General features: G+C 38.7%; 18 protein-coding genes. 6 read left to right on the top strand and 12 right to left on the bottom strand.

Features of this window, described 5'->3' with window-relative positions; genetic code table 11:
* A partial coding sequence (locus QNI15_RS35855) for a hypothetical protein (RefSeq protein ID WP_314036744.1) occupies positions 1-196 on the bottom strand: 196 nt, incomplete at its 3' end.
* 553 nt (positions 197-749) lie between these two features.
* On the opposite strand from QNI15_RS35855, the gene QNI15_RS35850 reads away from it, so the two are divergent.
* Positions 750-2042, top strand: a complete 1293-nt coding sequence (locus tag QNI15_RS35850) for a hemolysin family protein (RefSeq protein WP_314003424.1) — start codon at positions 750-752, stop codon at positions 2040-2042.
* Positions 2043-2102: 60 nt separating this feature from the next.
* On the opposite strand, the gene QNI15_RS35845 is transcribed toward QNI15_RS35850, so the two are convergent.
* The 7 genes from QNI15_RS35845 to QNI15_RS35815 form a co-directional block, all read right to left on the bottom strand.
* A complete protein-coding gene (locus QNI15_RS35845; RefSeq protein WP_314036742.1) occupies positions 2103-3245 on the bottom strand; it encodes a DUF3419 family protein in 1143 nt (380 codons plus the stop codon).
* A gap of 11 nt (positions 3246-3256) precedes the next feature.
* Entirely contained in the window at positions 3257-3634 is a 378-nt protein-coding gene (locus QNI15_RS35840) for a DoxX-like family protein (RefSeq protein WP_314036740.1), read from the bottom strand.
* Positions 3631-4050, bottom strand: coding sequence for a hypothetical protein (locus QNI15_RS35835; protein ID WP_314036738.1), 420 nt, complete (start codon positions 4048-4050; stop codon positions 3631-3633). Before QNI15_RS35835 ends, QNI15_RS35840 begins: the two co-directional genes overlap by 4 nt.
* 14 nt (positions 4051-4064) lie before the next feature.
* A complete protein-coding gene (locus tag QNI15_RS35830) occupies positions 4065-4826 on the bottom strand; it encodes a methyltransferase (protein WP_314036736.1) in 762 nt (253 codons plus the stop codon).
* A 41-nt stretch (positions 4827-4867) separates the two neighbouring features.
* Positions 4868-5611: a DUF2071 domain-containing protein gene (locus QNI15_RS35825; protein ID WP_314036734.1), complete on the bottom strand. Its 744-nt coding sequence runs from the start codon at positions 5609-5611 to the stop codon at positions 4868-4870.
* Between the two features lie 209 nt (positions 5612-5820).
* Positions 5821-6270: a GNAT family N-acetyltransferase gene (locus QNI15_RS35820; RefSeq protein ID WP_314036732.1), complete on the bottom strand. Its 450-nt coding sequence runs from the start codon at positions 6268-6270 to the stop codon at positions 5821-5823.
* Entirely contained in the window at positions 6267-7157 is an 891-nt protein-coding gene (locus QNI15_RS35815; RefSeq protein ID WP_314036730.1) for a LysR family transcriptional regulator, read from the bottom strand. Before QNI15_RS35815 ends, QNI15_RS35820 begins: the two co-directional genes overlap by 4 nt.
* Before the next feature lie 171 nt (positions 7158-7328).
* On the opposite strand from QNI15_RS35815, the gene QNI15_RS35810 reads away from it, so the two are divergent.
* Positions 7329-7718 carry a rhodanese-like domain-containing protein gene (locus QNI15_RS35810; protein WP_314036728.1) on the top strand — a complete coding sequence of 130 codons (390 nt, stop codon included), beginning with the start codon at positions 7329-7331 and terminating at the stop codon, positions 7716-7718.
* 33 nt (positions 7719-7751) lie between these two features.
* Entirely contained in the window at positions 7752-9215 is a 1464-nt protein-coding gene (locus tag QNI15_RS35805) for a pyridoxal phosphate-dependent decarboxylase family protein (RefSeq protein ID WP_314036726.1), read from the top strand.
* Positions 9216-9275: 60 nt separating this feature from the next.
* On the opposite strand, the gene thrS is transcribed toward QNI15_RS35805, so the two are convergent.
* Entirely contained in the window at positions 9276-11243 is a 1968-nt protein-coding gene (gene thrS, locus QNI15_RS35800; protein ID WP_314036725.1) for a threonine--tRNA ligase, read from the bottom strand.
* A gap of 835 nt (positions 11244-12078) precedes the next feature.
* Between thrS and QNI15_RS35795 the strand changes: the two genes are divergently transcribed.
* Both QNI15_RS35795 and QNI15_RS35790 read left to right on the top strand, forming a co-directional pair.
* Positions 12079-13335: an aminotransferase class I/II-fold pyridoxal phosphate-dependent enzyme gene (locus QNI15_RS35795; RefSeq protein ID WP_313989582.1), complete on the top strand. Its 1257-nt coding sequence runs from the start codon at positions 12079-12081 to the stop codon at positions 13333-13335.
* Positions 13336-13551: 216 nt separating this feature from the next.
* The gene (locus QNI15_RS35790; RefSeq protein ID WP_313989584.1) at positions 13552-13731 is read left to right on the top strand and encodes a histone H1; all 180 of its coding nucleotides are present in this window, start codon (positions 13552-13554) and stop codon (positions 13729-13731) included.
* A gap of 139 nt (positions 13732-13870) precedes the next feature.
* Here QNI15_RS35790 and dapA read toward each other — a convergent pair whose 3' ends face one another.
* From dapA to ligA, 3 genes are all read right to left on the bottom strand, one after another.
* A complete protein-coding gene (gene dapA / locus QNI15_RS35785) occupies positions 13871-14764 on the bottom strand; it encodes a 4-hydroxy-tetrahydrodipicolinate synthase (protein ID WP_314003447.1) in 894 nt (297 codons plus the stop codon).
* Complete coding sequence (locus tag QNI15_RS35780) at positions 14754-15293, bottom strand: DUF6913 domain-containing protein (protein WP_314003449.1); 540 nt, start codon at positions 15291-15293, stop codon at positions 14754-14756. Before QNI15_RS35780 ends, dapA begins: the two co-directional genes overlap by 11 nt.
* 66 nt (positions 15294-15359) lie before the next feature.
* Entirely contained in the window at positions 15360-17420 is a 2061-nt protein-coding gene (gene ligA, locus QNI15_RS35775; RefSeq protein ID WP_314003451.1) for an NAD-dependent DNA ligase LigA, read from the bottom strand.
* A gap of 429 nt (positions 17421-17849) precedes the next feature.
* Between ligA and QNI15_RS35770 the strand changes: the two genes are divergently transcribed.
* The gene (locus QNI15_RS35770) at positions 17850-20204 is read left to right on the top strand and encodes a hybrid sensor histidine kinase/response regulator (RefSeq protein WP_314003453.1); all 2355 of its coding nucleotides are present in this window, start codon (positions 17850-17852) and stop codon (positions 20202-20204) included.
* The last annotated feature ends 144 nt before the right edge of the window (positions 20205-20348 follow it).

Genomic DNA, 20348 nt, shown 5'->3' with positions numbered 1-20348 from the left:
CATCAAAGATGGCTGCATTGGTAGTGGCAGGCACACCTGCCCCTCCACTTCCACCTGAAGTAGCAGACCAGTGGCTGTCATCATTCCATGATCCGCCATCTCCTACCCAGTATAAACTCTGGGCGTTGGTATACGCTATTGTAATCATCCAAAGGATGCTCGTAATAGCAAGTCTGTAGAGTAATTGTTTTGACATGTTTATCAGTATAGCTGTGTTATCAGATGCATTATGGATTTGCTTACTACTAAAGAGACTAGTGATCTTCCTTTTCATACTCTTCCTTCACCCTAGGTAAATCACTCTAAATCTCTTCTTACAATTCAACCTCAAAGTTCCTGGAGAAATCTCAGCATTTCTTGGTCTTTTCTGTATGTTTCTTACCATGTCAGTTTTGATCTCGTATTTTTAAATTATGGCACTCTTATCTAGCAGTAGCTATACAATTCATCTTTATATGTATATGTATACTAGACTGGATGTATTCAAGTCAATGCATTGTGAGAAAAGTAATTTTGTTGCTTCTTTTAAAAGAAATACTAGCCAATAGAGGAAAAAGAAGAAGTAAGTTAGCTATCCAACTAAGGCATATTATTGTATGCAATGTAACCTCTATACAGAGTAAAATAACATTACTTAAAGAAGGACACATTGAAGGAAAATAAGTTATATGAGGGCAAACTGAAGGAGCATTCCTGAAAATAATATCAGAATTTCCTATATTGCGCCCTCAATCATCCTATCCCTTTACATGGCATCAGAGGTTTTTTTCATCCTCTTACTTATTTTAATCAATGGTATTTTTTCAATGGCGGAGATTGCCATTGTGTCCTCTCGCAAATCCCGGCTCGAAAATGATGCACAAAAAGGAGATCGTAATGCGGAGGTAGCACTTTCACTTGCCAATGATCCTAATAAATTTCTCTCTACTGTGCAAGTGGGTATTACAACAATAGGTGTTATAACCGGAGCATTTGGGGGAGCACGTTTATCAGAAAATCTGGCTGTATGGATTGCTCAATTTGAGCAACTCAGACCCTACAGCAATGAAATTGCATTCTCTGTAATTGTAGTAGCCATTACATTTTTCTCTTTGGTATTAGGAGAGTTGGTGCCAAAACGAATCGGCATGAACTTCCCTGAAGGCATTGCCCGGGTTATGGCAATCCCAATGAATCTGATATCTAAGCTCTTTCTCCCATTTGTCTGGATTTTGAGTATAACTACAGACTTGTTATTAAAGCTATTTCAGATAAAACCTTCTGATGAGCCTTCTGTAACAGAAGAAGAAATTAAATCGCTGGTAGCTCAGGGAACCAATATGGGTATATTCGAAGAAGTAGAACAGGAAATAGTAGATCGGGTATTTACATTAAGTGACAGACGGGTCGGATCTATCATGACCAATAAACTTGATATTGAATGGATTGATAGTAATGATGAGTTTGATAACATAAAAGAAACTGTTATGCAAGCTCCTTATAGTCATTTTCCTGTATGTAATGATTCCCTGGACGATGTTATTGGAATTGTTTCTACTAAACAATTTCTACAAACTCTTTTGCAGAATGGTACTGTAGACTTACAAAATATAGCAGAAAAACCTTTATTTATTCCTGAGAGCATGAAAGCATTTCGGGTTTTGGAACAGTTTCAGAAATCCAAAAACCGAATTGCCATGGTAGTTGATGAGTTTGGAACCATACAGGGACTGGTTACGCTTAAAGATTTATTTGAGGCCATGGTAGGTGAACTGGAACCTGCAACAGATGAAAGTTATACAATTGTAGAACGTGAGGATGGAACGTTTCTGGTTGATGGTCTAATGTCCTTTGAAGAATTTCTTCAATATTTTGAAATGGGAGATGTTGATCCGGAAGAACGGGCAGGCTTTCATACTTTAGGAGGGTTAATATTTAATATAGCCCATGAAATCCCTAAGACTGGTGAAAAATTTGAGTGGAATAACTTATCTTTTGAAATTGTAGATATGGATGGTAATCGAATAGACAAACTACTGGTGAGATTACTGGATAAAGAATAAAAGAATTTTAAACATAACATTACCAGTCATTCCTCTGTCAATCAGTATGACAGAGGAATTTTATTTAATGGCAGATACGATTTTATATATTCTAAAATTGTTGCAGATACCGCTTCTTTCCTGTTCTTTTATTACATATTCATCTGCATTAATTAACTCGAAACCAACCAATTGCTGTATATAGACATCTGGGTCTAAAACTATATACCGAAATACAATCAATGCATCCTGACATGCAGTTCTCCTGATCTCCTTCAATACTCTTGCTGTAAAAACCTCATCCATTGCTTCCAGAATATTAGACATTGCAAAGAAATGGATACTGGCAGCGGGTTGTGTTGTCAGATAATTTACCATATCACTTTGCATCCAATGAATATTGGATAGTTTCTCTTTTATATGTTTATAGACAGAAGGCCACAAATATAAAGGCAGTGTATTTTCTAACTCGTAATTATAGCTTTGCAGGAATGTCTGCCATATATACGGATTGCTATGTAAGGGTGTAGTTGTAAACCAGGTTTGTAATTTGTTGAAAATATACAGCGAAAAATCCGTAGGTAAACGACTTATCACCTCTTTTCCGAATATCCACTTAAGAATTGTCTTGCTTAACAGAATAGAGACTATCCTCTTTAAACGTTTCTCTTTTAGCACAACAGGAAATTGCTGCTTTTGTTGTTCTACATCAGTCAAATTCAAAAATTGATGAAACAAATTTGAAGAAGAAACAAGTTTCAAAAAAACGGTAGAAAACCAAGTCATCTTCCGATCTATAAAACCGGCATGATTCATACCTCTGCTCAGTAAATGCAGATTATCAGACCAATATTGTTGCGTTTCATCAGGTAATAGTCTTTCTACTTTCTTATAGAAAGACTCAGCATTCTTGTCCAGAGCATTTAAAAAATCTTTATAACTAAGTACTTGCAGCAATGCAGACTTAAGCTGACAAAAGTAAATCTGAGCAGTATTGATATCAATTGCGGCTATTTGTGCTGAAGTATGGCCAGCCAGGCTAAAAGCTGTACATCCTGCTGATGCTACCACACAAATATGCTGAGGATCAGGAACCTGCTTTAATAACGCTACTTCAACCACCGGATCTTCCCATACCTGGCCAAATAACAAACGAGGTTGACTAATCCTTTTCTTTCCCAATCGTCCCCATTTCCAGAAAGATGAGACTTGTTTATGACTCACAATAGTATAGTTTAAAGAAATTTTCCGGGACCATATTTTCCTATAATATAAGCACAACAAAGCAAAGGTAGGTTTGTAATTAATAAGCCAATAGGTGCTTCTATAGCGCCACTAAACAAAATACCTATTATATTCATTAGTAAAATTAACCCTATTTGAAACCAGGAAACAAACCTGTAGTATAAACCACTCAATATTCCTAAAGCAAGTATAGTTTCGCCAATGCCTATTATCCACAAAAATTGCTGAGCAGATAATATACCCTCTCCAAGCCCCTTTACTACATCCAGATGATGTTTGTCAACTTTAATTAGTTTGAGGTAAAGTCCTTGATACAACCAATTGAGGCATAACACTAACCTCAAAAAGAATAGTAATCCTGGGTTCATTGTATTTGTATGGTGAATAGTAGAATAAAGATGACCAGGCAATAAGACCAGAATAGACTAAATATAATATGCATAATAGTCTCAAAACGCTTGCCTCGCCAAAGTGCAGAATCGTATACCAAAAATTGAAACACTAACCGACATCCCCAAAAAACAAGTAAGCCAATAGTGATAGCACGAGCTAAAGGGGAAGGTTGTAGTAATTCTTCCGCCATTGATAAGAATAATAGACCATTCAATCCCACAAACAAGGCAATAAAAAAGGTATGAACCTGAATCATTTGTCTGTTCATTAATGACAAAGAAGACAATTCAATCTTCCAGCTGAAGCGTCTGGGAAAATCAAGGTGAACAACTGCCAGTAAGAGTAATAGACATCCAATAATATGCAGATGTAGAATTAAACCATTAGCCATAAGTAAGAGTTAGTTTATTTCTTCAATACGAATACACTAATAAATGGACTGATACGAAACTGATCAATCAGTAAAAACTCGGTTTTATTAAATGCTTCTTTCCATGATCTTTCGGAAAAAAAGTGAAAAAAGCCAGGTCCATACGCTAGAAAGTTATTTCTATCCCTTAAATGTTCTATTAATATGAAATGTCCTTCTTTCTCCAACACACGATATGCTTCCTGAAAAAAAAGAACCTTTTCTTCCGGTGTGCGAATCTCATGAATAGCCAGAAATCCAAAGATAGTAGTGACAGAACCTGACAACAAATTCCAATTTGTTGTCTGAACAGTTCTTGTTCCTGCTACTACAGGCTTATATTTGCGGGCACGTTTAATTGAAATCTCTGTATTTTTTGCTGGATCATAAAAGTCTAAGATCTTCCAGTCTGCACCTGGAAAAAAACGCTGTAATAGCAAACTAGTCTCATCAAATCCGGAATGTATATTCACAAATGTTCCAATTCCAGATAGTTGCAAGCGGTTTAGCCAAGTCAGCTTGTATAAATCGGATCGGTCGTAGATAAAATGCGACACCACTAAAGAACCTAGCAGATAAAAGAATGCGATTCCTGTGCCAATACCAGCAATAGGCTGTATTAATCCTGTAAACACATCTAGGTAAATCAGGATACAGACAACTAACACTATTCCAAAAGCCAGCACATAAAAATGCCAGTTGAATCGTATTATGTTTACTACGCCTTCCCAATATTTTCTTTGATAGGATGTTTCCATGTTATACTATACAGATTAGATCAAATTTGACTTCTATCACCCTATTGTAATACGTTTTCTATCCTTCCTTTCTCCCATCGATACGGAATGTTCTGTACCACAAATGCATTGGATAATTGTAATTCAGGGTGGTCAAAAGGAGTATTGTTCAGAAAACCAATTCTGGCAGCTTGTACATTTACAGGCAAGGGAGTCCAGTTTTCACGAACACCTTCAATGATAGTCATGTGATTAGTCTTTGGCTTAAAATCGAAGGTAAAAGGTAGCGGCCCGGCAAAACGACGAGCCTCTTTCCAGTTAGCAAATACGGAATTTTCAGGCAGCTGGCTATGCTCGTCATTCCACTGTACCTCTACATGTAAATCTGAGGTCCTACTGAATACAGATATGTTTTTCTCTTTCATGTTCCACTGAATATCTGTCAACGCATACTGGTAATGGGTTAACATGTTTCCCAATGTCTTCATCAGTAGTTTATCTGTTTCTGATCGGAGAATGTATAATCCACGCAGCCTCTTCCCATTGGTAGTATGGTAACGAACAAACAAACGATAACCGATTAAAAAGAAATTCTGTCCCATCCACTCAGGAAATCCTGCCGGACGCAGATTTTCTGTTTGCACCATTGCCACTGTTACAAAACCAAAATCATTAAAAGTATCTAATTCCAGATGAGGAGGTAACAAGGGACGCAATACTTCCTGAGGTAATGCATAAGATAGTACCAATGAAAATTTAAAGTGAGCAACAACAGGAAATGGGTGCCTTTTTAATTGATCTGTCATGATACCTTTGCCTTGGATTTAACTATGCAAAGCTAGTGACAATATATTTTATTTTCAAAACATATTGAAAGTTTAATTTAAAAAAATCATCTCTTATACACAAGGAGCAATAAAAAATACCCAAAGCCTGATCTATCTCATCATAAGAAGAAATCGGACTTTCCAGAATTTAATCGTAGTAAATAAAAAAGTAGTGTATTGGTTATCTGTTAAATAGATAAAGAAAAACGGACTTTCTCTTTTCCTTTACCACCAATGCATTTATAAAACCGAATAGCATTTTCATTAAAAACTGGAGTCTGCCATTGTATATTTACACAAGATCTTTCAACGGCTATTTTCTTCAGCCATTGCATGATAGAATATCCGATCCCTTTACCACGACAGAATGGTTTTAGGTACAAACAATCCAGATGTAAAAAATAGCCCGCATCCCAGGTTGAGAAATCAAATGTATAGGTAAAGTACCCTATAATCTCTCTCCCATCCTCCACTATCCAACAATGCAAAGGAGAATTCTCGAGTGAAAGCAACTTTTGAAAAACTTCTTTCTTCCCTTCCAACATATAATTAGTCTGCTCATATTCTGCATGTTCTTGACATAATATCAGTAAAGCATCTATATCTTCCAGCTGACATATACGAAAATGATAACTCATCCTACTTTTATTTCGCTTTGTAAAAAATCTATAAAATGATTGAAATACGCCGGATACTGACGCTTTTTCAAAACAGCTATATAATGTTTTCGCTTCAATCCATTTTTGCCAATCTTAACAGTTTTCAGATTACCTGCATGTAAATAAGGCTGCAGTGCCCACTTAGCCATTACCATTACTCCCATATCAGCTTTCACCATTTCCAGTGAAGCTTCTGTCAGCGGAAGAATGATAATCTTCTTAGGTGATATATTGGCAGGTGCCAATATATGCTGGTGGATAGTCACCGTTTTTAAGGGAAGTGAATGAATAATAAGATTCTGGTCTGCGAAATCCTGTGCTTCTACAAATCTTTTATTTACCCAGGGATGTTCGTCTGGTACTACCGCAACCATCTCATCCTGAAATAATTCAATGTATTTGATATTCTCGTCTTTGACAGGATCGCTACTAATAGCAATATCCAGCATACCTTCTGTTAGCCTTTGTAACGGCTCATGGGTAGCTTCCATGACAATCTTGATTTCTACATTAGGATACAGTACATGAAACTGACGCATCAGAGAAGGCAGCCAGTGATAACTTGTATAACACTCTGTACTGATACGAATCTCCCCTACCTCTCCATACACCAACTGTTTGATTTCCTGCTCCGTTTCTGAAAGTTTAGTCAGAATATCATTAGCCAGAGTATATATCTTCTCCCCTGCACTAGTTAGAATCCACTTCTTGTTTAATCGTACAAATATCTTCGTTCCTAACTGGTATTCAGCCTCTTTCAGTTGATGGCTTAAGGCAGATTGAGTTAGATGCAGCTTATCTATCGCTTTTGTAATGCTTCCTTCCTCTACAATCGCTTTTATTAATTTCAGATGACGGATCTCCATTGACAGTCTTGATTCCTACTTTATATTTTAACAAAAAGAATATCGGCAAAGGTACTATTTGCACCTCAGGGTTTTTCATGAAAAAATTTGATAATGGACATGAAATCTTTTCGTTTTTGAGCCATTTCCGCACTCACTAGCTTTGCATCCATCACCAAAACCCATACCGTTATGAATGCACATGTAAAACATTACGAAGACAAGTTAGCCTATGAAATTGATTCCTGGGATGCTCACCAGGCTATTCTGAACAATGAAAAGATTATTATTCTGGATGTTCGTTCACCCGAAGCCTATGCCAATGAACATATTCCGGTTGCCCAAAACTTTCATCACAAAACCATGAATGAAGAAACGGTCAAACAGCTTGATCTTAGCTATATCTATGTCACTTATTGTGATGGCATTGGCTGTAATGGATCTACCAAAGGTGCTTATAAACTTGCCAAATTAGGAGTAACTGTCAAAGAACTTATTGGCGGACTGGATTGGTGGAAACGAGATGGTTATGCTACTGAAGGTACATTTGCCAAAGCAGGTATTAGTTGTAATTGTGATTAGTGGATGGCTTTTATGTAATTACAAGATGAAGAAATGAATTCGTCTTGTGATTACTTTTATCGAACAACCGTTCAAAAGCCATCAGGTTCTGGTATCTTTACATTATACTATCAAAGAGCCATGCAAACTCCACTTTCACTTCTGCAAGAAATCATAGAAAGCTATCAGAGTCAGATCTTTCCTCATACAATTGCACCTCATATCACAACAAAGCAGCTTGAAAAACGGCTACATTCCTATGACTTTCAGGAACCTATAGAACTAGCTACCCTTACTACACAGGTAAGTAACATTCTCAAAGAAGGCAATCTTCATGTACCTCATCCTGGTTATTTTGGTTTGTATAATCCTGCCACCACTCAGGCTTCTATTATTGCGGATGCGCTGGTAGCTTTATACAATCCTCAGTTGGCAGTACACTCTCATTCGCCTGCTGCCAATGCCATTGAAAAACATGTACTTGACTTTATGGCTCAACATATTGGCTACTCAGGTGATTACTACTCCTGTTTCACCTCTGGAGGTTCGGAAGCCAATCATATGGGATTATTAGCTGCATTAGCACATCGGTATCCTGCGTATGTTGAAGAAGGAGTTTGGGCCTTGGAAAAAAAACCTGTTGTATACATCTCTGAAGCGGGACACAACTCGTTTGATAAGGTTGTGAAAAATACAGGGTTAGGGTCTAAAACATTACGAAAGATTCCTCTTGATAAGTCGTTAAAGATAAGTCTGTTCCATCTGGAAGAACAAATTCAGAAAGATATTTTGGCTGGTTACGACCCTGCTGTTTTGATAGGTACTGCAGGTACAACAGGTAGTGGAACCATCGACCCTCTACCACAACTAGCAAAGTTAGCAGAGAAATATGATCTCTGGTTTCATGTAGATGCTGCGTGGGCTGGAGCAGCCGTACTATCTGAGAAGCTTAAATCGTATCTAAATGGTATTGAACAGGCTGATTCAATAACCATTGATGCACACAAATGGCTATCCACTTCTATGGGAGCGGGTATGTTCTTTACTAAACATAGTACAGCTGTGCAAACAGCATTCAATATTCCGGCAGCCTATATGCCATCTCATCTGCAAACGGAACCCTATGCCACTAGTCTGCAATGGTCCAGAAGATTTATCGGATTGAAACTATTTATGGTACTGGCAGAAAAAGGGCAGAATGCCATCGCAACACAAATGGAGTACCAGTGTCAGCTTGCAGAATACATGAAAGAAAAACTAATGGCATCTGGTTGGCTTATTATCAACGATAGTCCGGTAGCTGTACTTAATTTTACTCATCCTGCTATTCTATCAGGGATTATTTCTACAGATAAAATACAGAAACAGGTAGAACAGGAAGGAAACTTCTGGCTCTCCACTATTCCTATTGCAGAGTATGGCAAGGTATTGCGTGTGGGTGTTACCAGCCTTCATACCAGAGCGGAACACGTTGATCAACTAATAGATCGATTGAATCAATTTGTCAATTCGCAATAGACTATAAAACAAAACCCTCATGTAAACATGAGGGTTTTGTTTTATAGTCTAGATTATATATTAAACAGTTTGCAAATGTTTCTCTGCTTCCTGGCGGAAGATTTCGACAAACTCATGCAGGGTAAAGCTACCCAAATCACCATGGCCGTGCCGACGTACAGAAACTTTCTGATCTGCCTGCTCTTTCTCTCCTACTATCAACATAAAAGGCACTTTTTGCACTTCTGCATCCCGGATTTTCTTTCCGATCTTTTCATCCCGGTTATCCATAAATCCACGGATGTCGGCTTGTTGTAATGCACTAAACACATCCTGAGCATACTCTGTATACTTTTCAGAAATAGGCAATACAGCAATCTGATCCGGAGCCAGCCACAATGGGAAATTACCTGCACAGTGCTCAGTCAATACAGCTATAAAACGCTCCAGTGAACCAAATGGTGCACGGTGAATCATAACCGGACGATGTTTCTGGCTATCTGCACCAATGTATTCCAGTTCAAAACGTTCAGGCAGGTTATAATCTACCTGGATAGTTCCCAGCTGCCATTTCCGGCCCAATGCATCTTTTACCATAAAATCCAGCTTGGGACCATAAAAAGCAGCCTCACCTAGTTCTTCTACAGTAGTCAACCCTTTTTCAGCAGCAGCCCGGCGAATAGAGTTCTCTGCTTTCTCCCATTGCTCGTCTGTTCCAATATATTTCTGTTTGTTCTCTGGATCTCTCAGAGAAACCTGGGCAGTATAATCTTCAAAGCCAAGTGACTTAAAGGTATGCTGTACCAGATCAATTACTTTCTTAAACTCATCTTCTACCTGATCCGGGCGACAAAAAATGTGTGCATCATCCTGAGTAAATCCTCTTACACGAGTCAAACCATGTAATTCCCCACTCTGCTCATACCGATATACAGTACCAAATTCAGCCAGCCGCAAAGGTAACTCCTTGTAACTACGTGGCTTGGACTTATAAATTTCGCAGTGGTGCGGACAGTTCATAGGTTTCAGCAAAAACTCCTCATCTTCTTCCGGTGTGTGAATAGGCTGAAAAGAGTCTTTACCATATTTATCCCAGTGGCCTGAAGTCACATATAACTTCTTGCTTCCAATGTGTGGGGTAACCACAGGTGAGTATCCTGCTTTTACCTGGGCACGACGCATAAAGTTTTCCAGACGTTCACGTAATAACGCCCCTTTTGGTAACCACAGTGGTAAACCAGCTCCTACCTTCTCAGAGAAAGTAAACAGTTCCAGTTCTTTACCCAGTTTACGGTGATCGCGTTTCTTCGCCTCTTCCAACAGATGCACATATTCATCCAGTTCTTTCTGTTTTGGGAAAGTGACGGCATACACACGAGTCAACTGTTTACGGTCAGTCTGTCCTAACCAGTATGCACCCGCTACGTTCATTAACTTAGCCGCTTTAATGACACCTGTGTTAGGGATATGAGGTCCACGACACAAATCAGTAAAGTTACCCTGAGTATAGAAAGTGATACTTCCATCTTCCAGACGATCCAACAACTCCAACTTGTATTCATCACCCTTTTCTTTAAAATAAGCAATAGCATCTGCTTTACTTATCGACTCACGTTTAAACTCTTCTTTCTGCCGGGCCAGTTCAAGCATTTTATCTTCAATACGCTTGAAATCTTCCTGAGTCAATGATTTATCACCTAAATCAATATCATAATAGAAACCTTTCTCAATGGCAGGTCCAATCCCAAATTTTGTTCCGGGATATAAAGCTTCGATGGCTTCAGCCATTAAGTGAGCAGACGAATGCCAGAAAGTAGCTTTGCCTTCTTCATCATTCCAGGTCAATAATTTTACTTCTGCATCCTCATCAATAGGGCGGGAAGCATCCCATACCTGTCCTTCTGCCATAGAAGTTGTTTTTACTTTAGCGGACAGCACATTACGGGCCAATCCTTCGCTGATGGACAAAGCAACGTCCATACTGCTGGAACCTTTCGGAAACTCACGAACGCTTCCGTCAGGCAGGGTAATTTTGATTTGATCTGACATAAAAATGGGTTTTAGCGACTCACGTACGAGTGTGAATCTGGTTTACATAGATAAACGCAAAAGTAGAAGTTTTTGCTCGTAAAGAACTACTATTTTCCAAAGTTTTATACAAACTGATTGAAATTCAATTACTAAGAATGAAGATCTTTCGTAGAAGGGATATCTTTTTCTCTTGTGGATATCACCAGGTTTATACTAAGAATAAGTTGTATAGCTAAAAAAGCACCACTCCATATCTTAACAGCTTCCTCATCTATTACATTTCCATTGAAACCATTTAGAGATACGTACCGTCTATGAAATCCCATGAAAGCTACAATTGAGAATAATGGAATTTTAAAAAATAGTACAACTTGCATTATCAGATGCAGAAAAAATAGCCAATAGTTCAATCTAATTCTGAAAGAAGCAAAAAAATATATAATCCCAACGATTATACTGACAATGACAATCAGATTACCTATCCATTGGGAATAATCAGGATATGAATGGTATGTGTTATCATGTGTATCATATACTTGGCTAGCGTATCTATTGTCCAAAAAGACTTTACCTGTCAGGAAAATAATACCCAGAACAAGAAAAAGAAAACGGATAATGTACTTCATATAAAAACAATAAGGGAAAAACAAAGGTAAAATTGCATTCCTATATTATCTCTAAAAAGTACCAGATAGTCACAAATCCAGGGCTTATTAGCTCTTACTCTCAGGTTTTTGACATAGACAGGTTGCCTTTTCCTAATTTTCCTCTATATTTGCCCGATTTTTATAACAATTTCTTAACATCCCAATTGTAATTTTCTCTATTAGTTCATTTATAAACGTTTTGTCACGTGGATATTTTTGAAAAGCGTATTGCGAATCCAGGAAACATTGGAAAGCATTCTGATAACTCGCACGGGTATTTTACTTTCCCAAAATTAGAAGGAGAGATTGGTCCGCATATGAAGTTTCGTGGAAAAACGTTGCTCAACTGGAGTTTAAATAACTACCTGGGTCTGGCTAATCATCCGGAAGTGCGTAAAGCGGATGCAGAAGCTGCGGCACAGTATGGCTTGGCTTTACCTATGGGAGCTCGTATGATGTCAGGAAACAGTGTTTACCATGAGCAACTGGAACGTGAACTGGCAGAGTTTGTAAAAAAAGATGATTCTATCTTATTAAATTATGGCTATCAGGGTATCATGTCCGTTATTGATGCGCTGACAGATCGCCACGATATTATTGTATACGATGCAGAAGCTCATGCTTGTATTATCGATGGCATTCGTATGCACATTGGACAAACATACAAGTACCTCCACAACAACATAGCGGATCTGGAGAAAAATCTGCAACGTGCCGTAAAGAAACAACAAGAGTCAGGTAATCTGGGTGGTATTCTGGTTATTACGGAAGGTGTATTTGGTATGACAGGCGCTATGGGTAAACTAAAAGAAATCGTTGAACTGAAGAAAAAATACGATTTCCGTTTGCTGGTAGATGATGCACATGGATTTGGAACAATGGGTGCAACAGGTGCAGGGGTAGGTGAAGCACAAGGTGTACAAGAAGATATTGATTTGTATTTCTCAACATTTGCCAAGTCTATGGCAGGCTTCGGCGCATTTGTGGCCGGAAAGAAAGACATTCTGATGTATCTGCGTTATAACCTGCGTTCACAAATCTATGCCAAGTCTTTGCCTATGGCAATGGTAATTGGTGCACTGAAACGTATGGAACTTCTGCGTACTCAACCTGAATTACGTGAAAATCTATGGAAAGTAGTAAATGCACTTCAGAACGGATTGCGTGAGCATGGGTATAATATTGGTACTACCGAATCACCAGTAACACCTGTTATGCTGAATGGAACTATTCCGGAATCGCAGAATATGGTTATTGACCTTCGTGAAAATCATGGTGTATTCTGCTCTGTGGTTGTCTATCCGGTTGTACCAAAAGATATGATTCTTCTACGTCTTATCCCTACAGCTTCTCATACGCTGGAAGATGTAGAAAAAACGCTGGTTGCATTTGATAAAATATCAGACAAGCTGCGTAGCGGAGTATACGCTAGTACTGAAGTACCTATGATGGTGAATGTATAATTCCCTTCAGATCAAGGTTCGAAGATGGTCAAATAAGGGATAAGCCTCTCCGTTTTGCCCCGAAAATATCACCTTCGAACCTTGAATCTTTATAAAACCTTCGTTTTTTTCAAAAAAAAGGCCTTTTTTTCCTATAAATATTTGACTGCAATATTTAAATCTGTAATTTCGGGCGTTCAAAAGTATTATACATCCATAACCTAAAATCACAATCGAATGAAACGATTTGAGCAAATTAGAGACCTAGTACTGTCATTGGAAGGCGATTTTGAAAAGTTCTACGACAAAGGAAACCAAGCAGCAGGAACACGTGTAAGAGCAGGAATGCAACAACTAAAAACTTTGGCTCAAGAAATAAGAACTGAAGTACAAGACAAGAAAAACGCTGAAAAATAATCAGCTTTAAAAATAAAAGAAGTCTGGATTGTAGATTCAGACTTCTTTTATTTTTAAAGCTGATCTATATATGATCAGAGTTCAAAAGAAAAGCCTGTGTTCCCACAGGCTTTTCTTTTTATAGATATCTATTCTCTTGTTAGGCAAATTCAGGCAATTGCATGCTAGCCAGCGTCTGTTTGATACGAGCCGTTAATGAGTCGGAGGCTGACACCAATGGTAACCGAACTTGATCTTCACAAATCCCTAATGATTTCAATGCACTTTTTACTCCTACAGGATTGCCTTCTTCATACATCAGATCATTGATCCGTGAAAGCTGAAACAGATAAGGCATAGCCTGTGTATAGTTACCGGTAAGCGATTCATTTACCATCCGGGTAAATAGCTGAGGCAATGCATTGGCAATTACAGAGATTACCCCTTTTGCACCAAAAGTAGTCATAGGCACGGTAAGCATATCATCTCCTGCCAGAAACAGAAAATCAGCCGGTTTATCGCGAGCAATCTCAATACCCTGAGACATATCGCCTGAGGCTTCTTTTACACCAATGATATTTTTATGCTGAGCCAGTACAAGAGTAGAGGCAGCCGTCAGGTTAGACGCTGTACGTCCTGGGACATTGTACAGAATTACAGGTACCGGACTAGCATTGGCTACAGTTTCATAATGAGCCATGATCCCTCTTTGTGTAGGTTTGTTGTAATAAGGGCTCACAGATAAGATAGCATCTACATCTTTAAAATCTGTTTCCTGAATAGTATCCAGTAAAGAAGCTGTATTGTTTCCTCCGATTCCATATACAATAGGCAAACGTCCAGCATTATATTCTCTGACAAAATTCAGAATTTCCTTTCGTTCGGCCTTGGTTACAGTAGCAGACTCACCAGTAGTACCCATAACAACAAGGTAATCTACTCCACCAGAGATGGTATGTTCAAGCAATCGCTCAAGGGCTGGAAAATCAACGGAAAGATCCTCCTGAAACGGCGTTACCAGCGCTACGCCTGTTCCATAAAATTTAGTGTTCATGTAAGCTTAAACTAATTTTTTGAGTGTACTCATATAACTGGGCCAGCAAGGTCTGAAGAGAAGCATCCTGTGGAGGTTCAACCATCAGATCAAACAAATACTCTTTGCCTTCCTCATGAAATCCTACTCTGAACTTAGCATGACTTTGCATCAGAATATATTCGAAAGGTAAAAAAACTTGCCTGCTTACGCAAAATAAATAATCAAAACGAAAATCAATGAACTGACTTACTTTTTCATTCTGTATGTCGCCAAACAAAGAGATTTCTTTTTTTGTAAAAAAATCGAACTTAAACTGATACGGATTACTGTGATAATTCTCAAAGAATGTCAGTGCACGTACTCTTTTATGATCCTTCATCAAGCCTTCAACAAACTGATTCAAAGCCTGATGTTGGCCCTCTTCCTCAAGAAAAAGAATACCAATATCTTTTACTTCTGGTATAGGAACCATGACAGCTTCCTGTAACCTCCCTTTTCGGATCAGTTGATCTGTCTTGCGTTTCAGAAAATAGTCAGCGATTTTCATTTTTCGTTTGCAGTGGTTGTTTCTAAACTGTCACTTTTGTAAGTAACAATCCGTTTTTTGATAATACTATTCGGCAGTCTCTCCTATCATGGTTAGAAAGTCTTGCTCAGAAATGATCTTAACACCAAGTTTCTCTGCCTTTTCCAGTTTAGATGGTCCCATATTCTCACCTGCCAGCAGAAAATCCAGCTTTCCAGATACACCACTTAAGACCTTTCCTCCATTGGCAATAATCTTGTCTTTTAACACATCCCGATCAAAGTGCACAAATACACCTGATATGACAAATGACTTGCCTTCCAGTGCATTGCTCTCCATAACCAGTTCCCGCATCTCCATCTGCATCTGTACGCCAGCCTCTTTTAGTTGCTGTATATACTCAACGTTTCGTGGCTCGGAAAAAAAGCGGGCAATGCTCTCAGCAATTTTACCGCCAATCTCAGGTGCTTGCATCAGTTGCTCAACTGTTGCCTGATAGATAGCATCTATATTTCCAAAATAGGCGGCCAGCTTTGCGGCAACGGTTGCTCCTACATAACGAATCCCCAAAGCAAACAATACCCGATCAAAAGGAACAGTCTTGGATTTTTCAATAGAAGTCAGCATATTCTCGACTGTCTTCTGTTTGAACGAAACCCGTCGAACTTCTCCAGTGTCTGGGTTGGTAATCACTTTTTCCAATCCAAAAAGCTGATTGTAATTTAACTTGTACAAATCAGCAGGACTATGCACCAAACCCTTATCATAGAGCAATTCAATTTTCCCTTCGCCCAGGCTATCCATATTCATTGCCTTACGCTGGATAAAATGCTCAATACGACCTCTAATTTGTGGAGGGCACTCCAGTTCATTAGGGCAGTAATAGGCAGCCTCTCCCGGAATACGTACCAATGCAGTATTACAGGCTGGACAGGTTGTCGGAAACTGTACGGGAGCAGAACCCTCGTTCCGTTTAGTCAGATCAACACCTGTCACTTTAGGAATGATCTCTCCCCCTTTCTCAATAAACAATGTATCTCCTTCATGAATGTCCAGACGGGCAATCTCGTTGGCATTATGCAATGAGGCTCTTCGCACAGTTGTACCAGCCAGCAATACAGCCTTTAGATTAGCCACAGGTGTAACAGCTCCTGTACGACCAACCTGATAACTTACTGACTCCAGGGGTGTAGCAGCGCCTAGTGCTTTGTATTTATAGGCAATAGCCCAGCGTGGACTTTTTGCAGTAAATCCCAACTCTTGTTGTGTCTCAAAGGCATTAACTTTCAGCACGATTCCATCTGTTCCTAAAGGCAGGTTAAATCTTTCTGTATCCCAGTAATGAATATAATCCATTACCTCTTCAATAGTCTTACAAACCCGATAGGTTGGCGATACCTGAAATCCCCACTTTGTTAGTTGTTCCATTGACTGAGAGTGAGTCTGATAAGGCAGATTCTCACCCAAAAGGTAGTATATGTAACAATCCAGTTGCCGTTTAGCCACCTCTGTTGAATCCTGCAATTTTAATGTACCGGAAGCAGCATTGCGGGGATTTGCCATCAACGCTTCTCCAATATCCTCCCGCATCTGATTCAGTTGTTCAAAAACCTTCCAGGGCATAAACACTTCTCCTCTTACCTCAAATTCAGCCGGAATATTGTCACCATAAATCTTCAATGGTATAGATCGGATGGTTCGGGCATTGGCTGTAATATCATCACCCTGTACGCCATCACCACGTGTTACAGCCCGCTCCAACACTCCGTTTTTATATGTCAGACTCAATGCCACTCCATCAAACTTCAGTTCACATACATACTCAAACTCATGATCTATCAATTTACGGATGCGGGTATCAAAATCTTTGATTTCTTCTTCTGAATAACTGTTACCCAGTGATAACATAGGATACTTATGCTTAACAGAAGCAAAGTTTTTTGTAATAGTCCCACCCACACGTTGCGTAGGAGAATCAGGCTGAAGAAACTGAGGAAATTGTTTTTCCAAACCTGTCAATTCTTCCAGTAAGACATCAAAATCGTAATCAGAAATTTCAGATATACTATCCTGATAATAACGGTAGTTGTAATAATTTATCTTTTCAGTAAGCTCATTTATGCGCGACTGGGCTTGTGATTCTGTCATAATACTAGCGGATTGTTCAACTGCAAAGGTGGGAAGATAGGAAAAGAAAATCAAATCTGTTTTATAGTAACTATTTCCTTACTTATCCGTACTCAACACAATAGCATTTTTTGGTAGAAACAAGAATAAAACCTTTGAATATAACTCACTATACAACAGACACATACATTTATTAACACCTTTTTCACAAGTCAAAAAATACATTTTAATACAAAAACATATGATACAAACCTCACTTTTAAGATATGTTTACTATATCACGCAAACATTAAATTGAATTTTTTCAACAAAAGTCTATATTTGCGTTACAATTAACCAGCAACTATACAAGGGAAGTTTAATTATCCCTGATCAATAGCCAATCTTCTGCATGATGAGTCTTTTCTCCAGAAAATTGTACATAATTTATTATTTGTTTGTCAACCCTTTATGCGAATTTTCATTTATAGCATAGTAGTCTGGATATTTCAATTATTTTTATTACCGATAAGCAATGCCCAAAATAGTCTAAAACTTCAGAATGATTCAGTAACTTATAACCTGAACCCTTATCTGAAAATGCTGAAAGATGATTCCCGATCGCTCAGCATTACACAGATACAATCTCCTGTTTTCCAAAACAGGTTTGTATCTCATCCCAGTTTTAGTCTGGGCTTTAGCCAGGCAGGTTACTGGCTACGGTTTACTATTCTGTCTCCTCCTGATAAAAACTGGATTCTTTCCATACACAATCCGTTGCTGGTTCATGCTAGATTGTATATTCCTCAGGGAGATTCCGGATTTCAAGTACAGGAGTTGGGATCACAAACTACTAAACTCTACTCCTATAAGTATCCTATATTTAGCATAAAACCACAATCTGCTACTCCTCAAACCTATTATCTGTATGTATGGGGAGATGGCCCTCTGGATCTGCCTGTCCTCATTGAGTCCGAAACCTTTTTTCAGAAAAAAGATCATAGTGAACAGTTCTGGCAGGGAATCTTTTATGGGATTCTTTTTGTGATGGCTATTTATAACTTTATTTTATATGTCTTTCTCAGAGACCTGAGTTATCTTTATTATGTATTATATCTGATTCTGATTGCTTTCTTTCTACTTTCTCTCAGTGGATATGGAAACGAATGGTTATGGTCATCTCCCAGTTGGTGGTCAGACAGAGCTGTTTTTATAACGGGAAATTTAACAGCCATTATGATTGTTATCTTTTGTCTGCAATTTCTCCACTTACGCAAAACCTTGCCCACCTGGTATAATGTAGGCCGTTATTTTATTATTATAACTTTAGTGGAGATAATATTGGGAGCGTTCTTACCGGATCTGTCTCTCAACATGCTTTTACTCACAATCACAGCAGCCATCTTTGTTATCATTATTTTAAGTATTTCAATCAAATCCTATCAGAAAGGCAATCTCTCTGCAGGTTATCTATTACTAGCCTGGACAGTAATGTTAATCAGTGTGGGTATTGCCGTATTGAATGCATTTGGCCTAATACCCAGCAACACATTTACACTCAAAAGCTTACAGATAGGTTCGGTTACAGATGTTATCCTGATATCACTGGCACTCGTTGACAGAATTCATAGTATCCAGATGCAGAAGATTCAGATAGAGCAGGAAAAAAACAATGCAGAGCGCAATCAAAAGGTAAAAGAGGAAGTATTGGCTACCATGAGTCATGAAATACGTACTCCTTTGAATGCTGTGATAGGTTTTGCTAAACTTCTGGAAAAAACAAATACAACTCAGACTCAATCGGATTATATACGCCATATTCATGAATCAGCAGAAAATCTGCTTGTGCTTATAAATGACATTCTGGATCTGTCTAAAATCAATGCAGGAAAGGTTACGTTCGAACAGGTAGAGATCAATCTGCAGGAATGTGTCCGGCATCTGTTTGAAACCCTACAGTTTCAGGTCACAGAAAAAAAGCTGGAAATGAAGGCAGACATACAGGAAGATGTACCAACACTGTTTCTGGGTGATCCTGTACGACTTAATCAGATTCTACTCAACCTGCTGAGTAACGCAGTCAAATTTACCCCAAAGGGGAGTGTTACACTTCGTATTCGGACATTGAAACTTGAAAAGCAACAGATAGCCTTGCTCTTCGAAGTAGAAGATACAGGTATTGGTATTCCGGCAAACCGGCTTTCAAGCATATTTGAAGGCTTTACCCAAGCTTCAGACCAGACCACCCGGATGTATGGTGGTACAGGGCTGGGTTTAGCGATCGTAAAGCAACTGGTTGAAATGCAGGGAGGAAATATTGCTGTAAAAAGCCATCCAGGTATAGGTTCTGTATTTTCGGTGGCTCTTCCTTTCTACCGGGTGTATTCAGTAACAGAGAAAAATGAAACAGTACCTGCATCATTTCCTGAAACCCCTCTTGTACTATTAATTATAGACGACAATCCGCTTAACAGGCTAATTGCACAAAGTACAGTCCATAATGCCTCATCCAATGCGAAAGCAGAGCTTGCAGGCAGTGGACAGGAAGGCATTGAATTACTCAAAAAAACGGAATATCACGCCGTATTGATAGACCTCCAGATGCCTGACATGGATGGCTATGAAGTAGCCCGTCATATTCGCACCCATCTCCCTGATAAACAACACATACCACTCATTGCCATGACAGCCAGTCTGGATGATAGAGATCATGAACAGGCACTGGCAGCTGGCATGCATGACATTGTCACAAAACCCTTTGAGGCTGGTGTATTATTTAAAAAAATCTTTAAATTGCGCGCCAATTTGCAAAATCCGGGCAATTAGCCAAACCAAAAGTAGGGTATTTGCGTTAAAGTAAAAGTTTTTTTCAAACTACACATTGCTCCTTTACATAAAATGGAAACGGAAGGTTGGTCAGTCATCTACAGATTGACGAGTCGATGTATTTTTATGCATCTCTCATTCACC

This window comes from Xanthocytophaga flava (genome assembly GCF_030068545.1).
GTDB lineage: Bacteria > Bacteroidota > Bacteroidia > Cytophagales > 172606-1 > Xanthocytophaga > Xanthocytophaga flava.
The sequence above is the reverse complement of the archived record's forward strand: the minus strand, read 5'-3'. Positions and strand labels throughout refer to the sequence as shown.